The sequence below is a fragment of the Chelativorans petroleitrophicus genome (genome assembly GCF_025398195.1).
GTDB lineage: Bacteria > Pseudomonadota > Alphaproteobacteria > Rhizobiales > Rhizobiaceae > Chelativorans > Chelativorans petroleitrophicus.
In genome coordinates this window covers 73,980-90,924 of record NZ_JAODNV010000016.1, presented here as the reverse complement: position 1 = coordinate 90,924, position 16,945 = coordinate 73,980, and the positions used below count along the sequence as shown (strand labels likewise).

Below are 16,945 nucleotides of genomic sequence, written 5' to 3'. Positions count from 1 at the left end.
CTGCGATGATCACACACCTTTCGCATATCGCCATCGGCAATAGTGAGTTCGTGGAGACCCTGGGGCTTGAGTTCGACGACCTTGAGCCGGGGTTGGTGATTGAACATAGGCCCGGTTTCCTGTTCTCCTGGGACGAGGCCCGCTATCGCGCGGCCATTGCGGGCGATCACGCCCCCGTCCTTATGGATCCCGCCGTCGCGGCTCAGGCCGGCGGGGGTCAGGCAGAGATCTCGCAGACATGGATCGTGGCCGCCTTTGCGGCGACGACTACGCGGGCCTTTGGCCGTGTGGTGGCCAATCTCGCCTGGGAGAACGTAGTTTTCGCGAACCCGGTCCGCGACGGCGACATGGTGTTCGCGGAATCCAGAATCCTCGACAAGCGCGTGTCCAAATCGCGGCCCGACCAGGGTATACTGCACATCGCCACACGAGGCCTTGTCCGCGGCGGCCATGAAGTGTGCCGGTACGAGCGCAAGCTGCTCGTCTATCGCACAGCACAGGGACCGCACAAGGCTGCGGGTTATGTGTGACGGGAACGCAGTATCCCCCGCCAACCGGGCGGCAGAACCCGGCGGTTTCCTGTAGCTACACAAGAGATGCTGCGCCGGAAGCCGGTTAAACCCTGTCGCTACATAAGCGAGGCGAAGAACGCCGGGAACGCCGCCCGCATACGCAAGGGCACGGTTTCCGCCCTTGCAATGAAACTCTGCCCGGAAGTTCCAACCGATTAAATGTCATGGTTTGTCGGCAACGGCGGCGAGCTCGCCGCTGTGCCTTATGAGAGCGGGGGTTCAGGCGGAGGCTACGCCGCGTTATGCCCGTGGGCTTGCGCAAAAAGCCGATCGGGAGCACATACGCCACATACGGACTTGCGGCCTTATACCGGATATTGATAGCAGTGCCCCGGTCTCATTCCTGAGGCAGGACTTTGCAGTTTTGCGAAAGGGGCCGGCCATGGTTCTGGTCATGCGGCGGCTCTAAGCATGTTCTTTTTATGCCCTTGAAATCGTCCATGTTGATGTAGCGGTTGGCTTCGAGCCAGTTCTCGTGGGTTTCGACAGCGAGGCGCGGACCAGGCGCAAACAGCTTGCCGCGTTAGGGAAGATGCGCATGACATAGGTCCTGCGGCGGATCTTTTCGTTGAAGCGCTCGAGCAATTGACAGCAAGCTTCGTGGCTGCGACCTGGTCAAAATCAGGATTCGCGATGTGGTCGTTGGGCCAGAGATCAGGACTCGCGCAATCGTCGTTCAGCAAAAGACGAGGCGGCCCGTTCAGTTCGAAATCACGAGCGATGTTCGGCCAGCCTTCTCGTCTGGCTCGAACGGGGTGGCGGGTCAGTGGAGGACTATGTCTTCCCGAGCCGGATCGACCATTCTCACCCCATGAGCTCGAGGCAATACGCGCGGCTAGTCGACGAGTGGGTGACCGGCCTCTCGCTGCATCTGCGTCCGCCATCGTAGGAATGCCGAGCCGACGAAGCACTTGGCGAGACCTGCACGTCGCTCTTCTGGTGGAAAGCGACTTGTCAGGCAGTGCTAAATGCAGCGCTTAGAGAATCCTGGATAATTCGGCTGTGATCCGTTGCGCCGTTTGACGCACTAGCCTGGCGCAAAGTTCGTGGCGTCGTGCATCGTGCCGGTACACGGGCATGCTGACGCTTATCGCTCCAACCGGTTCGCCTTGACGATTGAAGATCGGACTGCCGAGACAACGGATGTCCGGCTCGTTTTCCTCGTCATCGAACGCAAATCCCTGCTCGCGCGTCCGCTTCAGTTCCTCGAGGAGCGCCTCGGTCGTCGTTATCGTGTTCGGGGTATGGCGCCTCAGTTCCAACTCCTTGAGGACTTCCATGAGGCGGTCTTCCGGCAGGCCCGACAGCCATGCCTTGCCCACGGATGTAGAGTGAAGCTCGACCTGGCCGCCAATGCTCGTCTTCATCTGGACAGTACTGGAGCCGACCAGCTTGTCTATGTAGACCATCAGATTGTTGCTGGGCACCGCAAGATGCACGGCCTCGTCCGTTGCGTCACGGAGCGCTACCAGAAATTCCCTGGCAATCGTTCGCAGGTCCGAGTCTTCCCAGGTCTTGGCAGCCAGCTGGAGAAGGCGTGGTCCCAGGCGAAATGTTCCGTTCTCCCCGGACTGCGTGATGAGACCCTCGGCGATAAGCGCAGAAACGAGCCGGTAGACCGTCCCGCGAGGGAACCGCGCGCGCTTCGTAAGCTGGGCAATATCCAACGTGCCGGGGGCATCCGCGATGATCTGCAGAACCGTCATGAACTTCGAGAACGAAGCCGCTCCCTGCACGGGATTGGGAGCCCTCACATTGGGTTCGTCCTGGAGATCGTTCAAGCTCATGGCACAACTCCTCGCAAGCTTGACAACGGAACAGGCGGGCACTACACGTTTGTGGACAAGCTGTCCATATTGTAGTCAGCGAGTCCGGGTTTCGGTTTAGTCGTATGATCGAAGAGGATCAACGGCAAGCTCACGCGCACCGACCGTAATGCATCGGGCGGTCCAAACTTCGCGCGAGGGCGAGGGATTGCTGTTGGGAGGAGAAAGTAATGGCCAAAAAAGGGTACTGGGTTGCAATGGTCGATATTGCAGACCAGGAGGGCTACAAGGAATACATTGCCCTGAACAAGGCTGCGTTTGACAAATACGGCGCAACCTTTGTCGTTCGCGCCGGAAGACATCAGGTCATGGAAGGACCGGATGCGAATCGCGTGGCTGTAATCGAGTTCAAGGACTACGAAACCGCCCTCGCTTGCTACAACTCTCCTGAGTATCAGAAAGCGGTCCAGACCCGCGTGAAGTATTCCAAGGCACATTTGACCATCGTCGAAGGCGTCTGACGCCGGAAGCTCCGCCGAAACCTCATCTCATTGTAGTCGGAGGGAGCGTCGCTTTTGCCCTTGGTTCAGTCCGACCGGAGCGGCAGCACAAGTGCCCCACACGCCACAGGGCGCTTCTTGCCCGATCTGCATGCCGGTGGAGTGCGGAGCAAAGCGAGGCCGTCGCATGAGTGCAAAACTTTCTGGGAGCAGCTATGCCCTCACCGTTGCAGTGGCTTTTCAAGGTTTTTGACGTCCTGGTAGCCGTCGGCATGGCCGTCATGAGCCTTCTGGTCTTCGCGAATGTTGTGCTGCGGTATGGATTCGACTCGGGAATTGCGTTTTCCGTAGAAGTCTCTCGCGTGCTCTTCGTGTGGATCATCTTTCTGGGAGCCGTCGTGGCCTTGGCGAGGGGCGCGCATCTGAGCGTCGACACGCTGGTCACCCTGTTGCCTCGAAGAGCGCGCTTCGCGTGCTTTCTCGTTTCATACGGCTTGATGCTCTGGTGTTGCTGGCTCCTGGCAAAGGGAAGCTGGTCGCTAACCGTCATAGAATGGAACAACCGCGCTGCGCTGTCGGGACTTCCGGTCGGCCTCACCTATGCTGCGGGATTCGTCGCCGCCATCACGATGGCGCTGTGTCTTATTGTCGGGCTATGGCACTCACTGCGCGGTACCCTTCCCGGCACTTGGGCGGGAAGGAATGCCACTGAGCCGCACGAGACCGTGCTCCCCGCGCTATCTTCGGAGAAAATGCAGTGAGTGGCCTTGTATTTCTTGGCTCCCTCGTTGGTGCGATTGGCATCGGCATTCCCATCAGCTTCGCCCTTATGCTCTCGGCGGTCGCTCTGATGCTGCTGATGGGAAATCTGGATGCGCAGATCCTCGCACAACGCCTCGTTAACGGCGCAGACAGCTATCCGCTGATGGCGATCCCGTTCTTTCTCATCGCTGGCGAACTCATGAACGCCGGCGGCCTTTCCCGCCGTATCGTGAATGTGGCGCTGGCACTCGTCGGCCATCTGCGTGGCGGCCTCGGTTACGTGGTCATTGGCACAGGTGTCCTGATGGCCAGCCTGTCGGGGTCCGCAATCGCCGATACGGCGACGCTCGCGGTGATGCTGATCCCCCTTATGCGGGATGCGGGCTACAATATGGATCGAGCCGCGGGCTTGATGGCTTCGACGGGCATAATTGCTCCCGTTATCCCGCCCTCTGTCGGATTCGTGATCCTGGGTGTCACCGCGAACGTATCCATCATCGGCCTGTTCCTGGCCGGAATCGTGCCGGGCCTGCTGATGGGGCTGAGTCTCACGGTCGTATGGTGGCTGATCTCCAGGAGTGAAACGGCGACGGTACGACCTAAGCTACCGCGCAGGGATATCCCAAAAGCGATCCTTACCGCCGGTTGGGCGTTGATGCTGCCCGTGATTATCCTGGTCGGCCTTCGATTTGGCGTCTTCACCCCTACAGAAGCGGGCGTCATAGCTGCCGCCTATGCACTGTTTGTCGGTCTGGTCGTCTATCGGGAGCTGACGCCGCGGCTTCTCTACGAAGCGCTGCTTGCCGCCGGTCGCATGACGGCTGTGATCATGCTGCTGGTTGCTGCCTCGATGGTCACCGCATTCATGATGGCGATTTCCAATCTTCCGGGTCAGCTTGTCACCCTTCTCAGGCCATTCATCGAGATGCCGACCCTCCTGATGGCGATGATCGTTCTGACGGTCTTTGTCATCGGCATGTTGCTCGATTTTGCGCCCTCGATCACCATTCTGGTGCCCATCCTCATGCCGCTCGTAAATGCCGCCGGCATCGACCCGGTCTATTTCGGTGTCATATTCATCATGACTGCCGCAGTTGGCATGATCACGCCGCCTGTCGGAACCGTGCTCAGCACGGTGTGCGGGATCAGCGGAATCACGATGGGGACCGCTCTCAAAGGTGTCTGGCCTTTCCTTTTCGCCGAGATGATCCTCATCGTGCTGCTGGTTCTCTTCCCGCAACTGGTAACGGTGCCAGCTTCCTTCCTGCATTGAAATCTAAAGCGAGAGGCGGCCGAAGCTATAGGCCGCCACGAAGTCGGCAGGGAGCTCGGGTGTGGATCCTCTAGGGACCTTGTCACTCTTGCAAATGCGATCCGCAAAGCTGGGACATCATCGCGGCAAGCCGGCTAACGAATAAACACAGTTGCTATTCGTTCTTGCCGCCCCCCTTAAATATGGGATGGTGCCGGTCAGCCAGCAGGCTAGTTGACGGTCTGGGTCTGGCTGGAGCGGTACGGAATGACGTTGAGGCAAGGTCGGGGAACGGGCGTAGCGCGGCTGATTCTGTTGCTGACGCTTGGGGGACTTGCCGGTGGCTGCGTCCGCGCCGATCTCGGCCAGGCTCTTGAACACGTGAGCGTGGCTTCCGTTGCCGAAGGCTTTGAGGAGGTGCGGCGTGAACCGCTCAACGCCCGTGCCCATATGGACGCGGCGCTGCGGCTTCTGTGCCGCGCCAACCGCACTCAGGCCGACATTCAGCTTGCGAAAAGCGCTTTCCAGACCGCAGCCTGTCTGGCGCCCGATCTGTGGGAACCTATGGCCGGCCTCGCCGCCGCCCATTACAGGCTGGGAGAGTATCGCGAGGCGATGGAGGCAACCATCAGAGCTTACGCAAGAGCACCGCTCACCTATAGCCTTTATGGTACCGGTGGTTCCACCGTCTATCGAACATTGCGCCTGGGAGCGCCGATCATATTCGAGGACATCTAGACCCCTGCTCACCACATCGCGTTGCTGCTTGAGCAGCTCCTCGGAATCGCACCGCATATCGTGTCGTGATCGCGATCCGAATGTAGAGAAGCGGCGATGCGGGACCGCCGCACCGCCGCCATAGAAATTTCCTTACTAACCGTCGACCGCGGCCATGGCCGCTCGTGCCTGCTCGACCAAATCCACGCCGATCTTCTCGCTGTATTCCTGTACGACAGGTGCGACGCGCTCGCGCATGACCGCCATGGCTTCCGGCGTAGGCTGGGTGATCTCGAAGCCCTTCGCGATCAGCTCGTGCTCCAGATCCACGGACGCCTTTCGGGAAATCTCCCTCTGGAAGGCTGCGGATTCCTTCGCGGCTTCCATAACGAGTGCCTTGTCTTCGTCCGAGAGGCTGCTGAACCATTTCTGGCTCGCGAGCAGGACGAACGGCGTATAGACGTGGCCCGTCTTGGCCAGGTACTTCTGCACCTCATAGAACCTGGCGGTGTAGATCAGGGCGTACGGCGTTTCCTGACCGTCCACTGAGTGATTCTCGAGGGCGCTGTAAAGCTCGGGCCACGGAAGCGGTGTCGGGTTGGTTCCCAGGGCTGTCCAGGTCGCGATGTACAGCGGGTTGGGGATGACTCGAATGTTGAGCCCAGCCATATCCTCAACCGTGTTCACAGGACGGATGGCATTGGTCATGTGACGGAACCCGTTGTCCCACCATGCGAGGCCGACGATGCCCGTCTTTTCCTGCAGGAGCGAGAACAGCTTCTCGCCAACCTCGCCGTCCATGACGGCGTCCACCGCCGCGAAGTCCTTGTAGAAGAAAGGCAGGTCGAAGATCATGAACTCCGGAACGACGCCGACGAGGTTGGGCGTCGGGCCAACCATGATGTCGATGAAGCCGGCCTGGACCGACGCCTGCATGTCGGGTTCGCTACCCAGCACTCCGTTGCCGAAGGTCTCGATCGTAATGCGACCGCCGGTCTTTTCCTTCACCCGCTCCGCGAAAAAGCGCGAAGCCTCCCCCACAGGATGATCCTCCGTGGGCACGTAGCCCAAGCGGGCATTCTGGGCCATCGCCGGAGCCGCCAAGAAGCCCGCGATAAAGGCCGCCGTCAGAAGCAAGCGTTTCATAAAGTTTCCTCCCAAGAAGGTTCAAGGAACCAGGATGTACAGACTGTCCGCAAAAACGCGCACAAGCCCGGCAGTACAAATTGCGCCCCCAACTTGGTACTGAGAGACGCTGCCCATAATATGGGCGCTTTGTCCAACAATATATGATGGGCAGACTACTCGCCGATTGTCAACGCTTCTTCATCAACGCTCGAGAGCCTGTGATGAATGCCGCACGTCTGGCTAACCATCCAGGGACCACCGCTTGAAGGCTGCGGGCCCGGCTAGGGCACAGGCGTAATCGCCGTTCCGCTCTGAAACCAGGCGATCAAATTCCGCGCGAGGAGATCTGCCATCGCGGTGCGGATAGCAACGGACGCGGATCCGATGTGCGGCAGAATCGTAAGATTATCCAGCGCGAGCATGTCATTCGGGACGTTAGGTTCGTCCGCGATGACGTCGAGACCGGCAGCCGCGATGGTCCCCGTGCGCAGGGCTTCGATCAATGCACCCTCGTCCACCACGGTTCCGCGGCCGACATTGATGAATACGCCCTCAGGTCCGAGGGCGGACAGCACGTCAGCATTCACGGTCTTTGCGGTCGAAGGGTTGCCTGGCACGATGGCAATCAACACGTCGACTGCATGCGCGAGTTCGGGCAGCTGGCATGATCGTGCATCCAGCCTTGTATCAACACGGTCGGGGCGGAATTGGACAAACGGTCTTCCTGCGGTCTGGGGCGGAAGCACTGCCGGCGCGAATTTCCACGAGCGGATCAGTGAATACGCTGACGACACCAACTTGCGCCGGCTGGTGGCCGGCCAGATCCTCCGGTAAATTGGACTGCCAGCGGGCTGGCGGCAAAGTGTCCATAATATAGGCACTTTGCCCACATAGGGCTAAATGCTTTTGCGCTGTGTGTCAAGCGCCGTGCCTGAACAGCAAGCGACCGGCGGCGCTTGACAAATGTGCGGTTCCAGCCGATGCTTGGGCATAATGTCCACATTGTGGACCTTATGCTGAGAGCGCCGCGCCCAGCACGGCTCCTCGATACGGCGCGAGGCGTCTAGCGGTGCCTGCGGCGGTGCATAAGGTGGGAATGTCGAGGAGAGTGGCAGCGTGACCAATGGCAGCGTGAATACTATCAGTTATCTTACAAATGTCAGTTTTGGGTTAGGGGCGGCTGATTTACTGGCGGATACTTTGCAGGAACTAGGGGTATCGAACCCCTTGGTAATCAGTGACCATGGAGTCAAAGCCGCTGGCCTGCTCGAGCGTTCTGCTTTCGAGTTTCTGAAGACCGCGCCGACTTTCCTTGATGTTCCCTCCAATCCAACCGAGAGCGCAGTTGCTGCTGGCCTGGAGCTATACAGGCAAAGCGGCTGCGACGGGGTAGTAGCGATTGGCGGGGGCTCTCCGATCGACTTGGCCAAGGGGGTCGCGCTGCTGGCCACGCACGATGGCGAGCTCGAGCGCTATGCGGCAATTCTGGGTGGCGTGGCACGCATCACAAGCGCGGTGGCACCGCTCGTAGCCGTGCCGACAACGGCCGGCACGGGGTCCGAAGTCGGGCGCGCAGCATTGATCACGCTCGATGATGGCCGTAAGTTGGGGTTCATCAGCCCCTATCTGATCCCGCGCAGGGCGATCTGCGATCCCGAGCTGACGATGGGTCTTCCTCCGTACCTGACCGCTGCGACCGGGATCGACGCTCTGTCCCACTGTATCGAAACGTATCTTTCTCCCCGCTACAATCCGCCTGCCGATGCCATTGCTGTCGACGGTTTCAAACGCATCTGGAAGGCTTTGCCTGTCGCCTACGCGGATGGCTCCAATGTGGAGGCCCGGACCGAACTCATGATGGGCGCCCTCGAAGGAGGCATGACGTTTCAGAAGGGGCTTGGTGCGGTCCACGCGCTCAGCCATGCCCTGGGCGGCCTCAAGGAGGCGAAGCTTCACCATGGGACGCTCAACGCCATCCTGATGCCGCCCGTCCTTCGGTGGAACGTGGAAGTCGATGCCGCGGCCGAAAAGGTTGCTTATCTCGAGCGCCTTGCAGGACTGGAGAGTACGACGCTCGCAGACGCGTTGGACGACCTGAATCGCCGTTCGGGCATCACGTCGAGATTGTCAGAATTGGGTGTGTCCCGGCATGTCATCGATTGGGTGTGTGAGCGGGCCATCGCAGATCATAGCCATGCCACCAATCCGCGACCGCTGACCAAGGAAGATTACGCTGCGATCCTTGAGTCCGTTTTCTGAGCCGTGAACACCCTTACACGGGAAGCGAGGAGGTAAGTCCCTTGAGGCCAATTGTGATCGTAACGGGCGCAAGCCACGGCATCGGAGCCGCGACGGCTCGGTTGTTCGCCGCCGAGGGTTACGATGTTTGCGTAAATTATCTCTCGGATACTGCCGCTGCATCCAGAGTAGTAGAGGACTGCAAGGCCAAGGGCGCGCGCTCGATCGCGGTTCAGGGAGACATGGGAAAGATCGAGGATATTCAAGCTCTGTTCACCGCGTGCGACGATGCACTTGGGCGAGTGACCTGTCTTATCAACAATGCAGGGATCATCGGCAATGCCTGCAGAATCGAGGATTTGCAGCCTGCGACCTTGGAGAGAACCTTTAGGGTGAATGTATTCGGCGTCCTGTTTTGCATCCAGGAAGCTGCGAAACGCATGTCGACCCGCAAGGGTGGCAAAGGCGGAACGATCATCAACATGTCCTCGCTTGCCGCCTTCCTTGGTAGCCCCAATGAATATGTACACTATGCCGCGAGCAAGGGCGCAGTGGAATCCATCTCGATCGGCGCGGGGAAGGAACTCGCACCGGAGGGCATTCGAGTGAATGCCATACGTGTCGGGACCACGAATACGCGGATACATACACAGGGTGGCAACCCCGAGCGCCCGGCGAAAATTGCGGCGATAACCCCTATGGGCCGGATTGCGGAGCCTGAAGATATCGCGCGCGCGGCACTCTGGCTTGCATCGCCTGGCTCGGGATTCGTGACTGGCACCTTGATCACGGTGTCCGGGGGGCTCTAATCCTCGGGAGCTTCACCTCCCCAACAGTGGGCGAACCTGGCAAGGCTCTTTTCCGTCGACCTTGGATAACTTAGGCGCGCTAGAGATGATTGCTCCGGGGCTTTGATGGGGCATCCTCGTCTTGCGGATCAAGGGATGCGCTAAAGGCCAGGTTCTTCACGGAAGCGCCACGACAACAGCGGCGCGGTGTCGACCGCAAAGACGACCCAGCAGCCGGCATATTCGTCTCACGATCGCAGAGATCCTTGACTCAGCTATCGCGAAGCTGCTTTGGATCAGGACGTCGAGGCTGCATCTGAACAGTTAAGTATTCACCTGCTCGCCAGGAATTGCACCGAGGGGGAGGGGGAGGCGCCGCGAGCGAACCGAACATCGTCTGCTTCCGCAGATCGCTTGCCAGATTGGATCACAATCACCTGCGGCGAGCTGATCTAGGCAGGGCTTCCGTTCAGCTCATCCCGAGCAGGCGGACGGACAGCAGATCCTTCGACAGGTCCAGGCCCACTAGGCCTGGGTGTATCTTTTCGGCAGGTGATGTGCGGCCGTCCGTTTGATGTCTGCAGGGCGTGTTCCAGTGGCGCTGATAGCGCGATGCCTTCATCGCTTTGCCTATCCCAGCCAGGAATGACGCCGAAAACTCTAACCCCATGCCAGGGCATTCACAGGAGGTAGACCACCTGAATGCGAGCGGTGCGCCGTACTTGTGGCTACCACTGCCTAGTTTGTCCCTCAGGCTAGCCTGTCAGATTGTGATGGACTCCCTAATTTCCTCAAATTTTTCATGAAGCATCTGTATAAAATCTTGAGCCTTTGAGGACGTTTCGTTGCTATTTTTGGGCATTGAAGCTTGTTTGTCGCCTAGTCTTGAGGAAATTAGTTGCTCCAGTTCGTGCCGCCGCTTCGAACGCTCGGGTTCGTAGGAACGTGCAAACGCGCGATGCTTTTCGAGTATCGTATCCACGAGCGCTTCTTGCTCAAATCGCAAATCCCAGATCGGCGGTTTGTGTGCGTTGCTTTCAGTGCTTTGTCCCCAAGTGCTTAGTTCTTCAAAATTCTTGCAAACCTCAGTGAAATCGATGGAGCTGAAGCGGTACCCTGTGATGCTCAAGCATCGTAGAAGGCATGCGACAATTGCTAGGTGGGCAATCAGCATCCCAAGTGAGAATAATTGTGTAAATCTATCTTGCGGAAAAGCGGCTGTATAGAATAGGCTTATGACAACCAGAACAACTGATGTGTAAGCGATGAGTGTTTGGGACTTTACGTCGATAGAAGACATATACGCACTATAGCGATCCCAGAACATCAGCTCGCGAACCATGTGGTGTGCTAGCATTTGCGCCTTGAATGTGTCGTCTGTCTTCTTAAGGCGCCTTTTTCCAAATACCAGAGTAGCTGCTGGATCGTATAGCGCTGGAAACAACTTCTCGCAGAGAAACGAGGGTACTGTCATTTGCCCCTCCCACACGTCGACTGAGAAGTATCATTGAAGCGCGAGATAGAGGTGATCGCGAGTGCTGCTTTGTGATGAAGCAAGTTTACCTTTGGGTGGCTGGGCGGTGACCGACTGGAGGGGAGGGCAGTTCCGTAGTGGGTGGGAGGGGAATTGAATGCAGGCCGACAAGAAACGAGTTCCGCGTGATCATGAGAACGAGATCAGGGGTTTGCTACGGTCCTTCGGGCTGAAGGTCGGACGGGTGAGCGCCAGGGGTTTCGACGCTCGCGTGCGCGATCTTGTCGATGGTCACCCGCGGCTTACGCTTTGTATCGGCGCCTTGCCCGACGGCCGGGCGGCGATGATGGCGCGGATGACGATCCTACACCGGGCACTTCTGAAGGTAACGGCCAATGACGAGCTATGCCGGCGCTTCATGACCATTCCCGGTGTGGGGCCGGTGACGGCGCTGGCCTCCAGGACGGCAATCGATGATCCGGCCCGGTTCCGACGCTCGAGCGACGTCGGCGCTCATCTGGGCCTCCACGACAGTATCAATCCGGAAAGACCGACGTGCGAGGTCGCATCAGCCGCTCGAGGGATGCGTTCACGCGGACGGCATTGTTCACCGCGGCGCATATGATGCTGACCCGGTCGTCGTGCCAATGGACGTCCATCAAGGCCTGGGGTGCGGATCGCTAGGCGCAGCACGCTGAAGAAGGCAAAGATTGCCGTCGCGAGCAAACTGGCAGTCGTCATGGACCGGATGTGGCGCGACGATACCCTGTTCCGCTGGGGAGCTCCGGCATGATCTGATCGAGAACTTCGAAGGGGGCATCCCCAATCGATCCGAAGTCCCATCAGGGACGGGGATGAGGCGAAGGCCGCACGAGTGTCTGGTGCTGCTTCAACACGCAATTGCAAGCCGCCGTTTAGCATGGTCCGTCTCACCTTCAGCCCCCATCCTGCGGCGCGCCCTTGCCGACCGCGAACAGAAGCATGACTCCAGAGGGGTGAGGGATCGATCACGAGCTTGACACCGAAGCCCCGACTACAGAAGGGAAGCGTATTGAATTATTACATTGGGTTTCAGGAAAGAGGTTGGAGGGTAAGTGTCAACAAGCTTCGGGCCTACGGCGTGCCCCGTTGATTCGGGTATAGCGGCTGGCGATCACTAGGGAAGGCCTGCAAACAGTCGAGCAGGGCTCTCGAGATTCCTTGAGGGGCGGGCCACATACCATCCCGTTCGGCTAAGTCTTGCTACCGCAGGCATTCACACCAACTAGGCGCGCTTGGGCCTCGCTGCTAATCCTTTATGAATCCGGTCGGCAACATCACGTATGATGCACGACCCCTCAGCGGGAGGGCATTTTGGAGTGGAAATTGGAGCAGAACGGGGTGGCCTCTTCCCCGGCAGCATTGACCGGTAGCGCGAAGGCGGTATTCCGCACGCTGGCGTTCAGCGGGCCCTCCACCCGGCCGCAGATTGGTGCAGTGCTTGGGCTATCGCGTCCCACCATGTCAGCCGCCATCGCCGAATTAGAGCGGCTGGGCTATGTTGAGATGATTGGTATGGTCCAGGGTCCGCTGGGGCGCAGGGCCGTGCAGTATCGTATCGGGCCGGGTGCGGGACATGTGATTGCGGTGGACGCGGGCTCGACTCATGTCCGCCTGCGTGTATCAACACTGGACCGGCGGCTCCTCTACAGCCATGTCTATCGTCTGCCGGTCCGGCAGTTTGTTATGAACGAGGAAATCAGTCGAGCTGTGGCGGGGCAGGTGGCTGCTGCCTTGGCGCAGGCACAACCTGAGTGGGGTCCCCTTCGTGCATTGGGCATAGCTGTGCCTACCCGCGTCGTAGGCCCCGGCGGAGACGCTGAGGCCAGCCGACAAAATGTGGTCTTCACGGCTTTCCGTCCCCCATCCGGGGTGGCGGTGGTGCTCGAGAACAACGTTAACTGCGCCGCGGTGGCCGAGCGGTATTACGGAGCGGCTGAGGGCGAGGAGACCTTCGCCTATATCCAAATTGGCCTAAAGATCGGCATGGGGCTGATGCTGGGCGGCCAGCTTGTACGCGGCCGCAGCGGCGCTGCGGGCGAGATCGGGCACCTCAGCTTTCCGCTCGCCCCCGGGATGGAACCGCAAGCAGGTGAGGTGGAACGCTATCTGGGCACCGAGTCACTCATGGTCCGCGTCCGCGCGGATTGGCCGGTTGATGCTGGGCCGCCGCCTGGCGACACAGCCGAATTGCTTTTTCTGGCCGAGAGGGGCAACCAGGCGGCCCAGCGTCATGTGGATCGGCATGCCGCGGACATCGGCGCTATCGTTGCTACGTGCGTCAGCGTCGTCGATCCCGGATTGGTGGTGCTAGGCGGTGGGTTTGGCGCTTCGCCACTGCTGTTGCCTAGAGTGCGCGAGACAGTGAACCGCCTCTCTTATGCTGCGGAAATTCGGAGCAGTCTCTTGGGAGCTGATGCAACAGTGCTCGGGATCGAGCGCTTGGCTATCGAGCGCGCATTGAGTGCTGCCCTGGGCGAGGACGCCTGAAGCTCTAAGGCAAATTTTCAAAGCCAAACTGAAGACGAGACCACAATGGATGTTGCTTCGATCAATTTGTTAGTTAAGATGCCTAACGCTGAATGACCGGCATCCGTTCGAACCGGGCGGAGCCAACAGGAGGAACCATGAAGAGGATCACCAGACTTCGGGCAGGCATTGCCGGAGCCGCTGCGCTAATCGTCGGGACAGCCGGAATGGCCGAGGCTCAGAACGTGACGCTGGAATATTGGGTTTATTCTGACTTTGCTCAGGGGGAGGCTCTCGCTCTCCAGCAGGAGTTCATCAAGGAATTCACCGAGGCCCATCCAGGGGTGACGATCAATATCACCGGCAAGGGCGATGACGATTTGACAGCCGGTCAGGTAGCCGGCGCAGCCAGCGGCAACTTGCCGGACGTGTTTATGAACGCGCAGTCTGTCGGCGCCCAGCTCGTCGAGGTCGGAGCACTGGCCAACATCTACGAGAAGTGGATGGCGATGCCGCAGGAGTTCCGGGATCAGTTCGACGAGGATGCTCTGGCAAGCTGCATGCCCAGGCCAGAAGAGCTCTACTGCATTCCCTACACCGGCTTCGGATCGCTGCTGTTCCGAAACCTGACGGTGCTGGAGCAGGCTGGCATCGATCCGTCAGTGCCCCCCGCTACTTGGGATGAGTGGTTTGCCCAAATGCAGAAGGTGAAGGACGCCGGATTGTACGCGATTCCGGACGAGACGCTGGTCTTCAACTCGATCGCCGAGATTTACGCCACTTCCGGCAGCAGCGAGACCTGGGGCTTCAACTGGGACGACCGTACCACCCGCATTGATCCTGCGATCATGGCGAAGGTCCTGCAGAAGTTCGTTGATATGGCGCCTCTGACCAGCGGCACCAGCCGCAACGATCAGGCGACCAAGGACCTGTTCATCTCGAATCAGCTTGCTTTCCACACGGTTGGACCTTGGGTGAATCCGACATATGAGGAGGCAGCGAAGACAAGTGGCCTTAAATATGATTTCGTGCTGATCCCCGGCGACGAGCCGGGCAAGACCGGCGGCATCCGCAGCTATGAGATCGTCGGTGTGGCTCCCGGCCCGAATATGGACATTGCCTTCGAGTTCGCGACCTACATCACCGAGAAGCAGCAGATGGTCCGCTGGGCGAAGTTGCTGTCCCGCTACAACGCCAATGCTGCCGCCATGGCTGATCCCGAGGTCTCGGACCTGCCGCTCATCAAGGTTTCGGTCGAAGCTGCGCGCGGAGCAATGGAGGTTGCGGCACCCTATTTCATCGACTCGGTTCCGAGCTGCTACAACTCAACAGTGATCGACTATGCCTCTGCGACGGCTGACGGGGAGTACACGCCCGAGGAAGGCGCGCAGGAGATGATCGCCGAACTCAATAGCTGCCTCGCTGAGTAATCCGCTGTTCCAGACCGCCTTTGCCGCGGCCGGCCTTGTTTCACTGGCCGCGGCCTAGACGAGATATACCCATGACGTTGCGCCGTTACCTGCCGCACTACCTGATGATCGCGCCGTTTATGGTACTGTTCGCGGCTTTCTTCCTCTACCCGATCCTCAGCGGCCTTTATTACAGTTTTCACGACTGGAATGGGGTGAAAACGCCAGAGTTCGTGGGTCTCACCAATTATCAGAAGATCCTCGCCTCGCGCGACTTCTCCACGGCAATGACCAATCTGCTCTGGTATATTAGCATTACCGTACCCCTTGGTATCCTGGTGGCGTTGGGACTTGCCCTGCTGGTGGACAGTTTCACAGGGCGCTGGGCCAACTTCTTCCGTAACGCCTATTTCCTGCCGGTGGTCCTGCCGGCCTTTCTCGCCGCGACCATCTGGCGCTGGATCTATGCCCCGAACTTCGGCCTGCTGAACATGATTCTCGGCTGGTTCGGCGTGCCTTCGGTCAATTTCCTGAACGATACCGACACGATGCTCTACGCGTTGATCGCGGTGGACGTCTGGGTTTCGGCCGGATTCAACATGGTGATCCTACTGGCCGGGCTGAAGAATATCCCGGGGGAACTCTATGAGGCGGCTCGTCTCGACGGCGCCTCGAAATGGCAGCAGATCATCCACATCACCATTCCCATGCTCGGGCCCGTGCTGTTCTTCGTTTTCACCTATGGCTTCATCTCGGCGATGCAGGTTTTCGATAAGCCTTGGCTTCTCACCGGCTCTTCGTTCACTAGCTACGGTGGGCGGCGCAACGCGCTGCTGTTCCCTGTCATGGATATGATGGGGCGCGGCTTTGGTGAGGTGAAGTTTGGCGAGGCCGCTGCCTACGGTTTCCTGCTGACGATCACGATCGTCGCCGTCACTGCGCTGATGTTTGGGCTGCGGGCGTGGAGGGAGCGCAAATGAGCCGCGCTACCATCGTCTTCCGTCGCATCACCGTTTGGACGGTGCTCAAATGGGCGTTAGCGCTCATTGTCGCTGCTATCGCTATCTTCCCGATCTGGTGGATGATCAACGTGGTCTTCGCCCTGCCGGGAGAGCCGGTGTCGCTTAACCCGCGACTCTGGCCGTCCTCGCTGTCGGCGGGGATCGAGAAGATTCGCATGATCTTCATGGAAACCGAATATCTCCGTGCCTACGGCATCTCGGTCGTCTACGCTCTCCTGACGATTGCCGGGGTGCTGCTCATCGGCTCTCTTGCGGCCTTCGAATTCTCGCTGTTCGATTTTCCCGGCCGCCGCCTGCTGTTTGGTATCGTCATGCTGTCGCTGATGGTGCCGACTGCTGTAACCATCATACCGACTTACCTGCTAACCTCACGCCTCGGCTGGCTGAATACCATGCAGGGGCTGGTGGTACCCGGCCTCGCTTCAGCGTTCGGGCTGTTCATGCTGGTGCAGTTCATGCGCGCAATCCCGAAGGATATGATCGAGGCCGCGCGACTGGATGGCGCCAACCATCTGCAGATCTACTGGCACGTCGCCCTGCCGCTTTGCCGTAACGCGCTGGTAACGCTCGCGATCCTCACCTTTATGCAGACTTGGGGCAATTACATGTGGCCGCTCGTCATTAGCACCCGTCCCGAAATGTATACGGTCGGGCAGGTCGTTGGACTGTTCAACTCGCCCCTGTCACACCACACCGTCGATACCGTCATGACCGCCAACCTTTTGGCCGCGGTGCCTCCGCTGCTCTTCTTTCTGATCTTCCAGCGCAAGATCGTCGAGGGCATCGCCATGTCGGGCACCAAGGGCTGA

The 16,945-nt window shown here is 59.2% G+C and carries 15 protein-coding genes and 3 pseudogenes; 13 read left to right on the top strand and 5 right to left on the bottom strand.

Annotated elements, in window-relative coordinates:
• The first annotated feature begins 5 nt into the window (after positions 1-5).
• Positions 6-530 (top strand): MaoC/PaaZ C-terminal domain-containing protein, encoded by a 525-nt coding sequence (locus tag NYR54_RS14830; RefSeq protein ID WP_261516475.1) that lies wholly within the window; start codon positions 6-8, stop codon positions 528-530.
• 434 nt (positions 531-964) lie between these two features.
• Here NYR54_RS14830 and NYR54_RS14825 read toward each other — a convergent pair.
• A pseudogene (locus tag NYR54_RS14825) lies at positions 965-1,157 on the bottom strand (transposase); the annotation flags it as partial.
• Here NYR54_RS14825 and NYR54_RS14820 point away from each other — a divergent pair.
• Positions 1,157-1,440, top strand: a pseudogene (locus tag NYR54_RS14820) (site-specific integrase); the annotation flags it as partial. The pseudogenes NYR54_RS14825 and NYR54_RS14820 sit on opposite strands and share 1 nt — an antisense overlap.
• A 109-nt stretch (positions 1,441-1,549) precedes the next feature.
• Here NYR54_RS14820 and NYR54_RS14815 read toward each other — a convergent pair.
• Entirely contained in the window at positions 1,550-2,359 is an 810-nt protein-coding gene (locus NYR54_RS14815; RefSeq protein WP_261516474.1) for an IclR family transcriptional regulator, read from the bottom strand.
• A 209-nt stretch (positions 2,360-2,568) separates the two neighbouring features.
• Here NYR54_RS14815 and NYR54_RS14810 point away from each other — a divergent pair, with 209 nt between their 5' ends.
• The 4 genes from NYR54_RS14810 to NYR54_RS14795 all read left to right on the top strand — a co-directional run bounded on the left by NYR54_RS14810 (position 2,569) and on the right by NYR54_RS14795 (position 5,590).
• Positions 2,569-2,859 carry a DUF1330 domain-containing protein gene (locus tag NYR54_RS14810; protein WP_261516473.1) on the top strand — a complete coding sequence of 97 codons (291 nt, stop codon included), beginning with the start codon at positions 2,569-2,571 and terminating at the stop codon, positions 2,857-2,859.
• Positions 2,860-3,119: 260 nt separating this feature from the next.
• Entirely contained in the window at positions 3,120-3,599 is a 480-nt protein-coding gene (locus tag NYR54_RS14805) for a TRAP transporter small permease (RefSeq protein ID WP_261516472.1), read from the top strand.
• On the top strand, positions 3,596-4,873 hold the full coding sequence (locus NYR54_RS14800; RefSeq protein WP_261516471.1) for a TRAP transporter large permease: 1,278 nt from the start codon (positions 3,596-3,598) through the stop codon (positions 4,871-4,873). The genes NYR54_RS14805 and NYR54_RS14800 overlap by 4 nt, the downstream gene beginning before the upstream one ends.
• Before the next feature lie 213 nt (positions 4,874-5,086).
• A complete protein-coding gene (locus NYR54_RS14795; RefSeq protein ID WP_261516470.1) occupies positions 5,087-5,590 on the top strand; it encodes a hypothetical protein in 504 nt (167 codons plus the stop codon).
• A gap of 135 nt (positions 5,591-5,725) precedes the next feature.
• Here NYR54_RS14795 and NYR54_RS14790 read toward each other — a convergent pair whose 3' ends face one another.
• Together NYR54_RS14790 and NYR54_RS14785 are read right to left on the bottom strand one after the other, a co-directional pair.
• A complete protein-coding gene (locus NYR54_RS14790; RefSeq protein WP_261516469.1) occupies positions 5,726-6,715 on the bottom strand; it encodes a TRAP transporter substrate-binding protein in 990 nt (329 codons plus the stop codon).
• A gap of 263 nt (positions 6,716-6,978) precedes the next feature.
• Positions 6,979-7,377, bottom strand: a complete 399-nt coding sequence (locus tag NYR54_RS14785) for an NAD(P)-dependent oxidoreductase (protein WP_261516498.1) — start codon at positions 7,375-7,377, stop codon at positions 6,979-6,981.
• 451 nt (positions 7,378-7,828) lie between these two features.
• Between NYR54_RS14785 and NYR54_RS14780 the strand changes: the two genes are divergently transcribed.
• A complete protein-coding gene (locus NYR54_RS14780; RefSeq protein WP_261516497.1) occupies positions 7,829-8,956 on the top strand; it encodes an iron-containing alcohol dehydrogenase in 1,128 nt (375 codons plus the stop codon).
• Positions 8,957-8,997: 41 nt separating this feature from the next.
• Entirely contained in the window at positions 8,998-9,744 is a 747-nt protein-coding gene (locus NYR54_RS14775; protein ID WP_261516468.1) for an SDR family oxidoreductase, read from the top strand.
• A gap of 742 nt (positions 9,745-10,486) precedes the next feature.
• On the opposite strand, the gene NYR54_RS14770 is transcribed toward NYR54_RS14775, so the two are convergent.
• Entirely contained in the window at positions 10,487-11,197 is a 711-nt protein-coding gene (locus tag NYR54_RS14770) for a hypothetical protein (protein ID WP_261516467.1), read from the bottom strand.
• Positions 11,198-11,354: 157 nt separating this feature from the next.
• Here NYR54_RS14770 and NYR54_RS14765 point away from each other — a divergent pair.
• The 5 genes and pseudogenes from NYR54_RS14765 (at position 11,355) to NYR54_RS14745 (ending at position 16,945) form a co-directional block, all read left to right on the top strand.
• Positions 11,355-11,881 (top strand): annotated as a pseudogene (locus tag NYR54_RS14765) (transposase).
• A 669-nt stretch (positions 11,882-12,550) separates the two neighbouring features.
• Complete coding sequence (locus NYR54_RS14760) at positions 12,551-13,726, top strand: ROK family transcriptional regulator (protein ID WP_261516465.1); 1,176 nt, start codon at positions 12,551-12,553, stop codon at positions 13,724-13,726.
• A gap of 206 nt (positions 13,727-13,932) precedes the next feature.
• Positions 13,933-15,135 (top strand): ABC transporter substrate-binding protein, encoded by a 1,203-nt coding sequence (locus NYR54_RS14755; protein WP_261516464.1) that lies wholly within the window; start codon positions 13,933-13,935, stop codon positions 15,133-15,135.
• 71 nt (positions 15,136-15,206) lie between these two features.
• Positions 15,207-16,094: a carbohydrate ABC transporter permease gene (locus tag NYR54_RS14750; protein WP_261516463.1), complete on the top strand. Its 888-nt coding sequence runs from the start codon at positions 15,207-15,209 to the stop codon at positions 16,092-16,094.
• Positions 16,091-16,945, top strand: coding sequence for a carbohydrate ABC transporter permease (locus NYR54_RS14745; protein WP_261516462.1), 855 nt, complete (start codon positions 16,091-16,093; stop codon positions 16,943-16,945). The genes NYR54_RS14750 and NYR54_RS14745 overlap by 4 nt, the downstream gene beginning before the upstream one ends.

Coding starts and splice junctions, on each gene's coding strand:
- NYR54_RS14770 (WP_261516467.1), bottom strand. CDS start 11,197: ATGACAGTACCCTCGTTTCTCTGCGAGAAGTTGTTTCCAGCGCTATAC.
- NYR54_RS14810 (WP_261516473.1), top strand. CDS start 2,569: ATGGCCAAAAAAGGGTACTGGGTTGCAATGGTCGATATTGCAGACCAG.
- NYR54_RS14830 (WP_261516475.1), top strand. CDS start 6: ATGATCACACACCTTTCGCATATCGCCATCGGCAATAGTGAGTTCGTG.
- NYR54_RS14750 (WP_261516463.1), top strand. CDS start 15,207: ATGACGTTGCGCCGTTACCTGCCGCACTACCTGATGATCGCGCCGTTT.
- NYR54_RS14755 (WP_261516464.1), top strand. CDS start 13,933: ATGGCCGAGGCTCAGAACGTGACGCTGGAATATTGGGTTTATTCTGAC.
- NYR54_RS14815 (WP_261516474.1), bottom strand. CDS start 2,359: ATGAGCTTGAACGATCTCCAGGACGAACCCAATGTGAGGGCTCCCAAT.
- NYR54_RS14745 (WP_261516462.1), top strand. CDS start 16,091: ATGAGCCGCGCTACCATCGTCTTCCGTCGCATCACCGTTTGGACGGTG.
- NYR54_RS14805 (WP_261516472.1), top strand. CDS start 3,120: ATGAGCCTTCTGGTCTTCGCGAATGTTGTGCTGCGGTATGGATTCGAC.
- NYR54_RS14790 (WP_261516469.1), bottom strand. CDS start 6,715: ATGAAACGCTTGCTTCTGACGGCGGCCTTTATCGCGGGCTTCTTGGCG.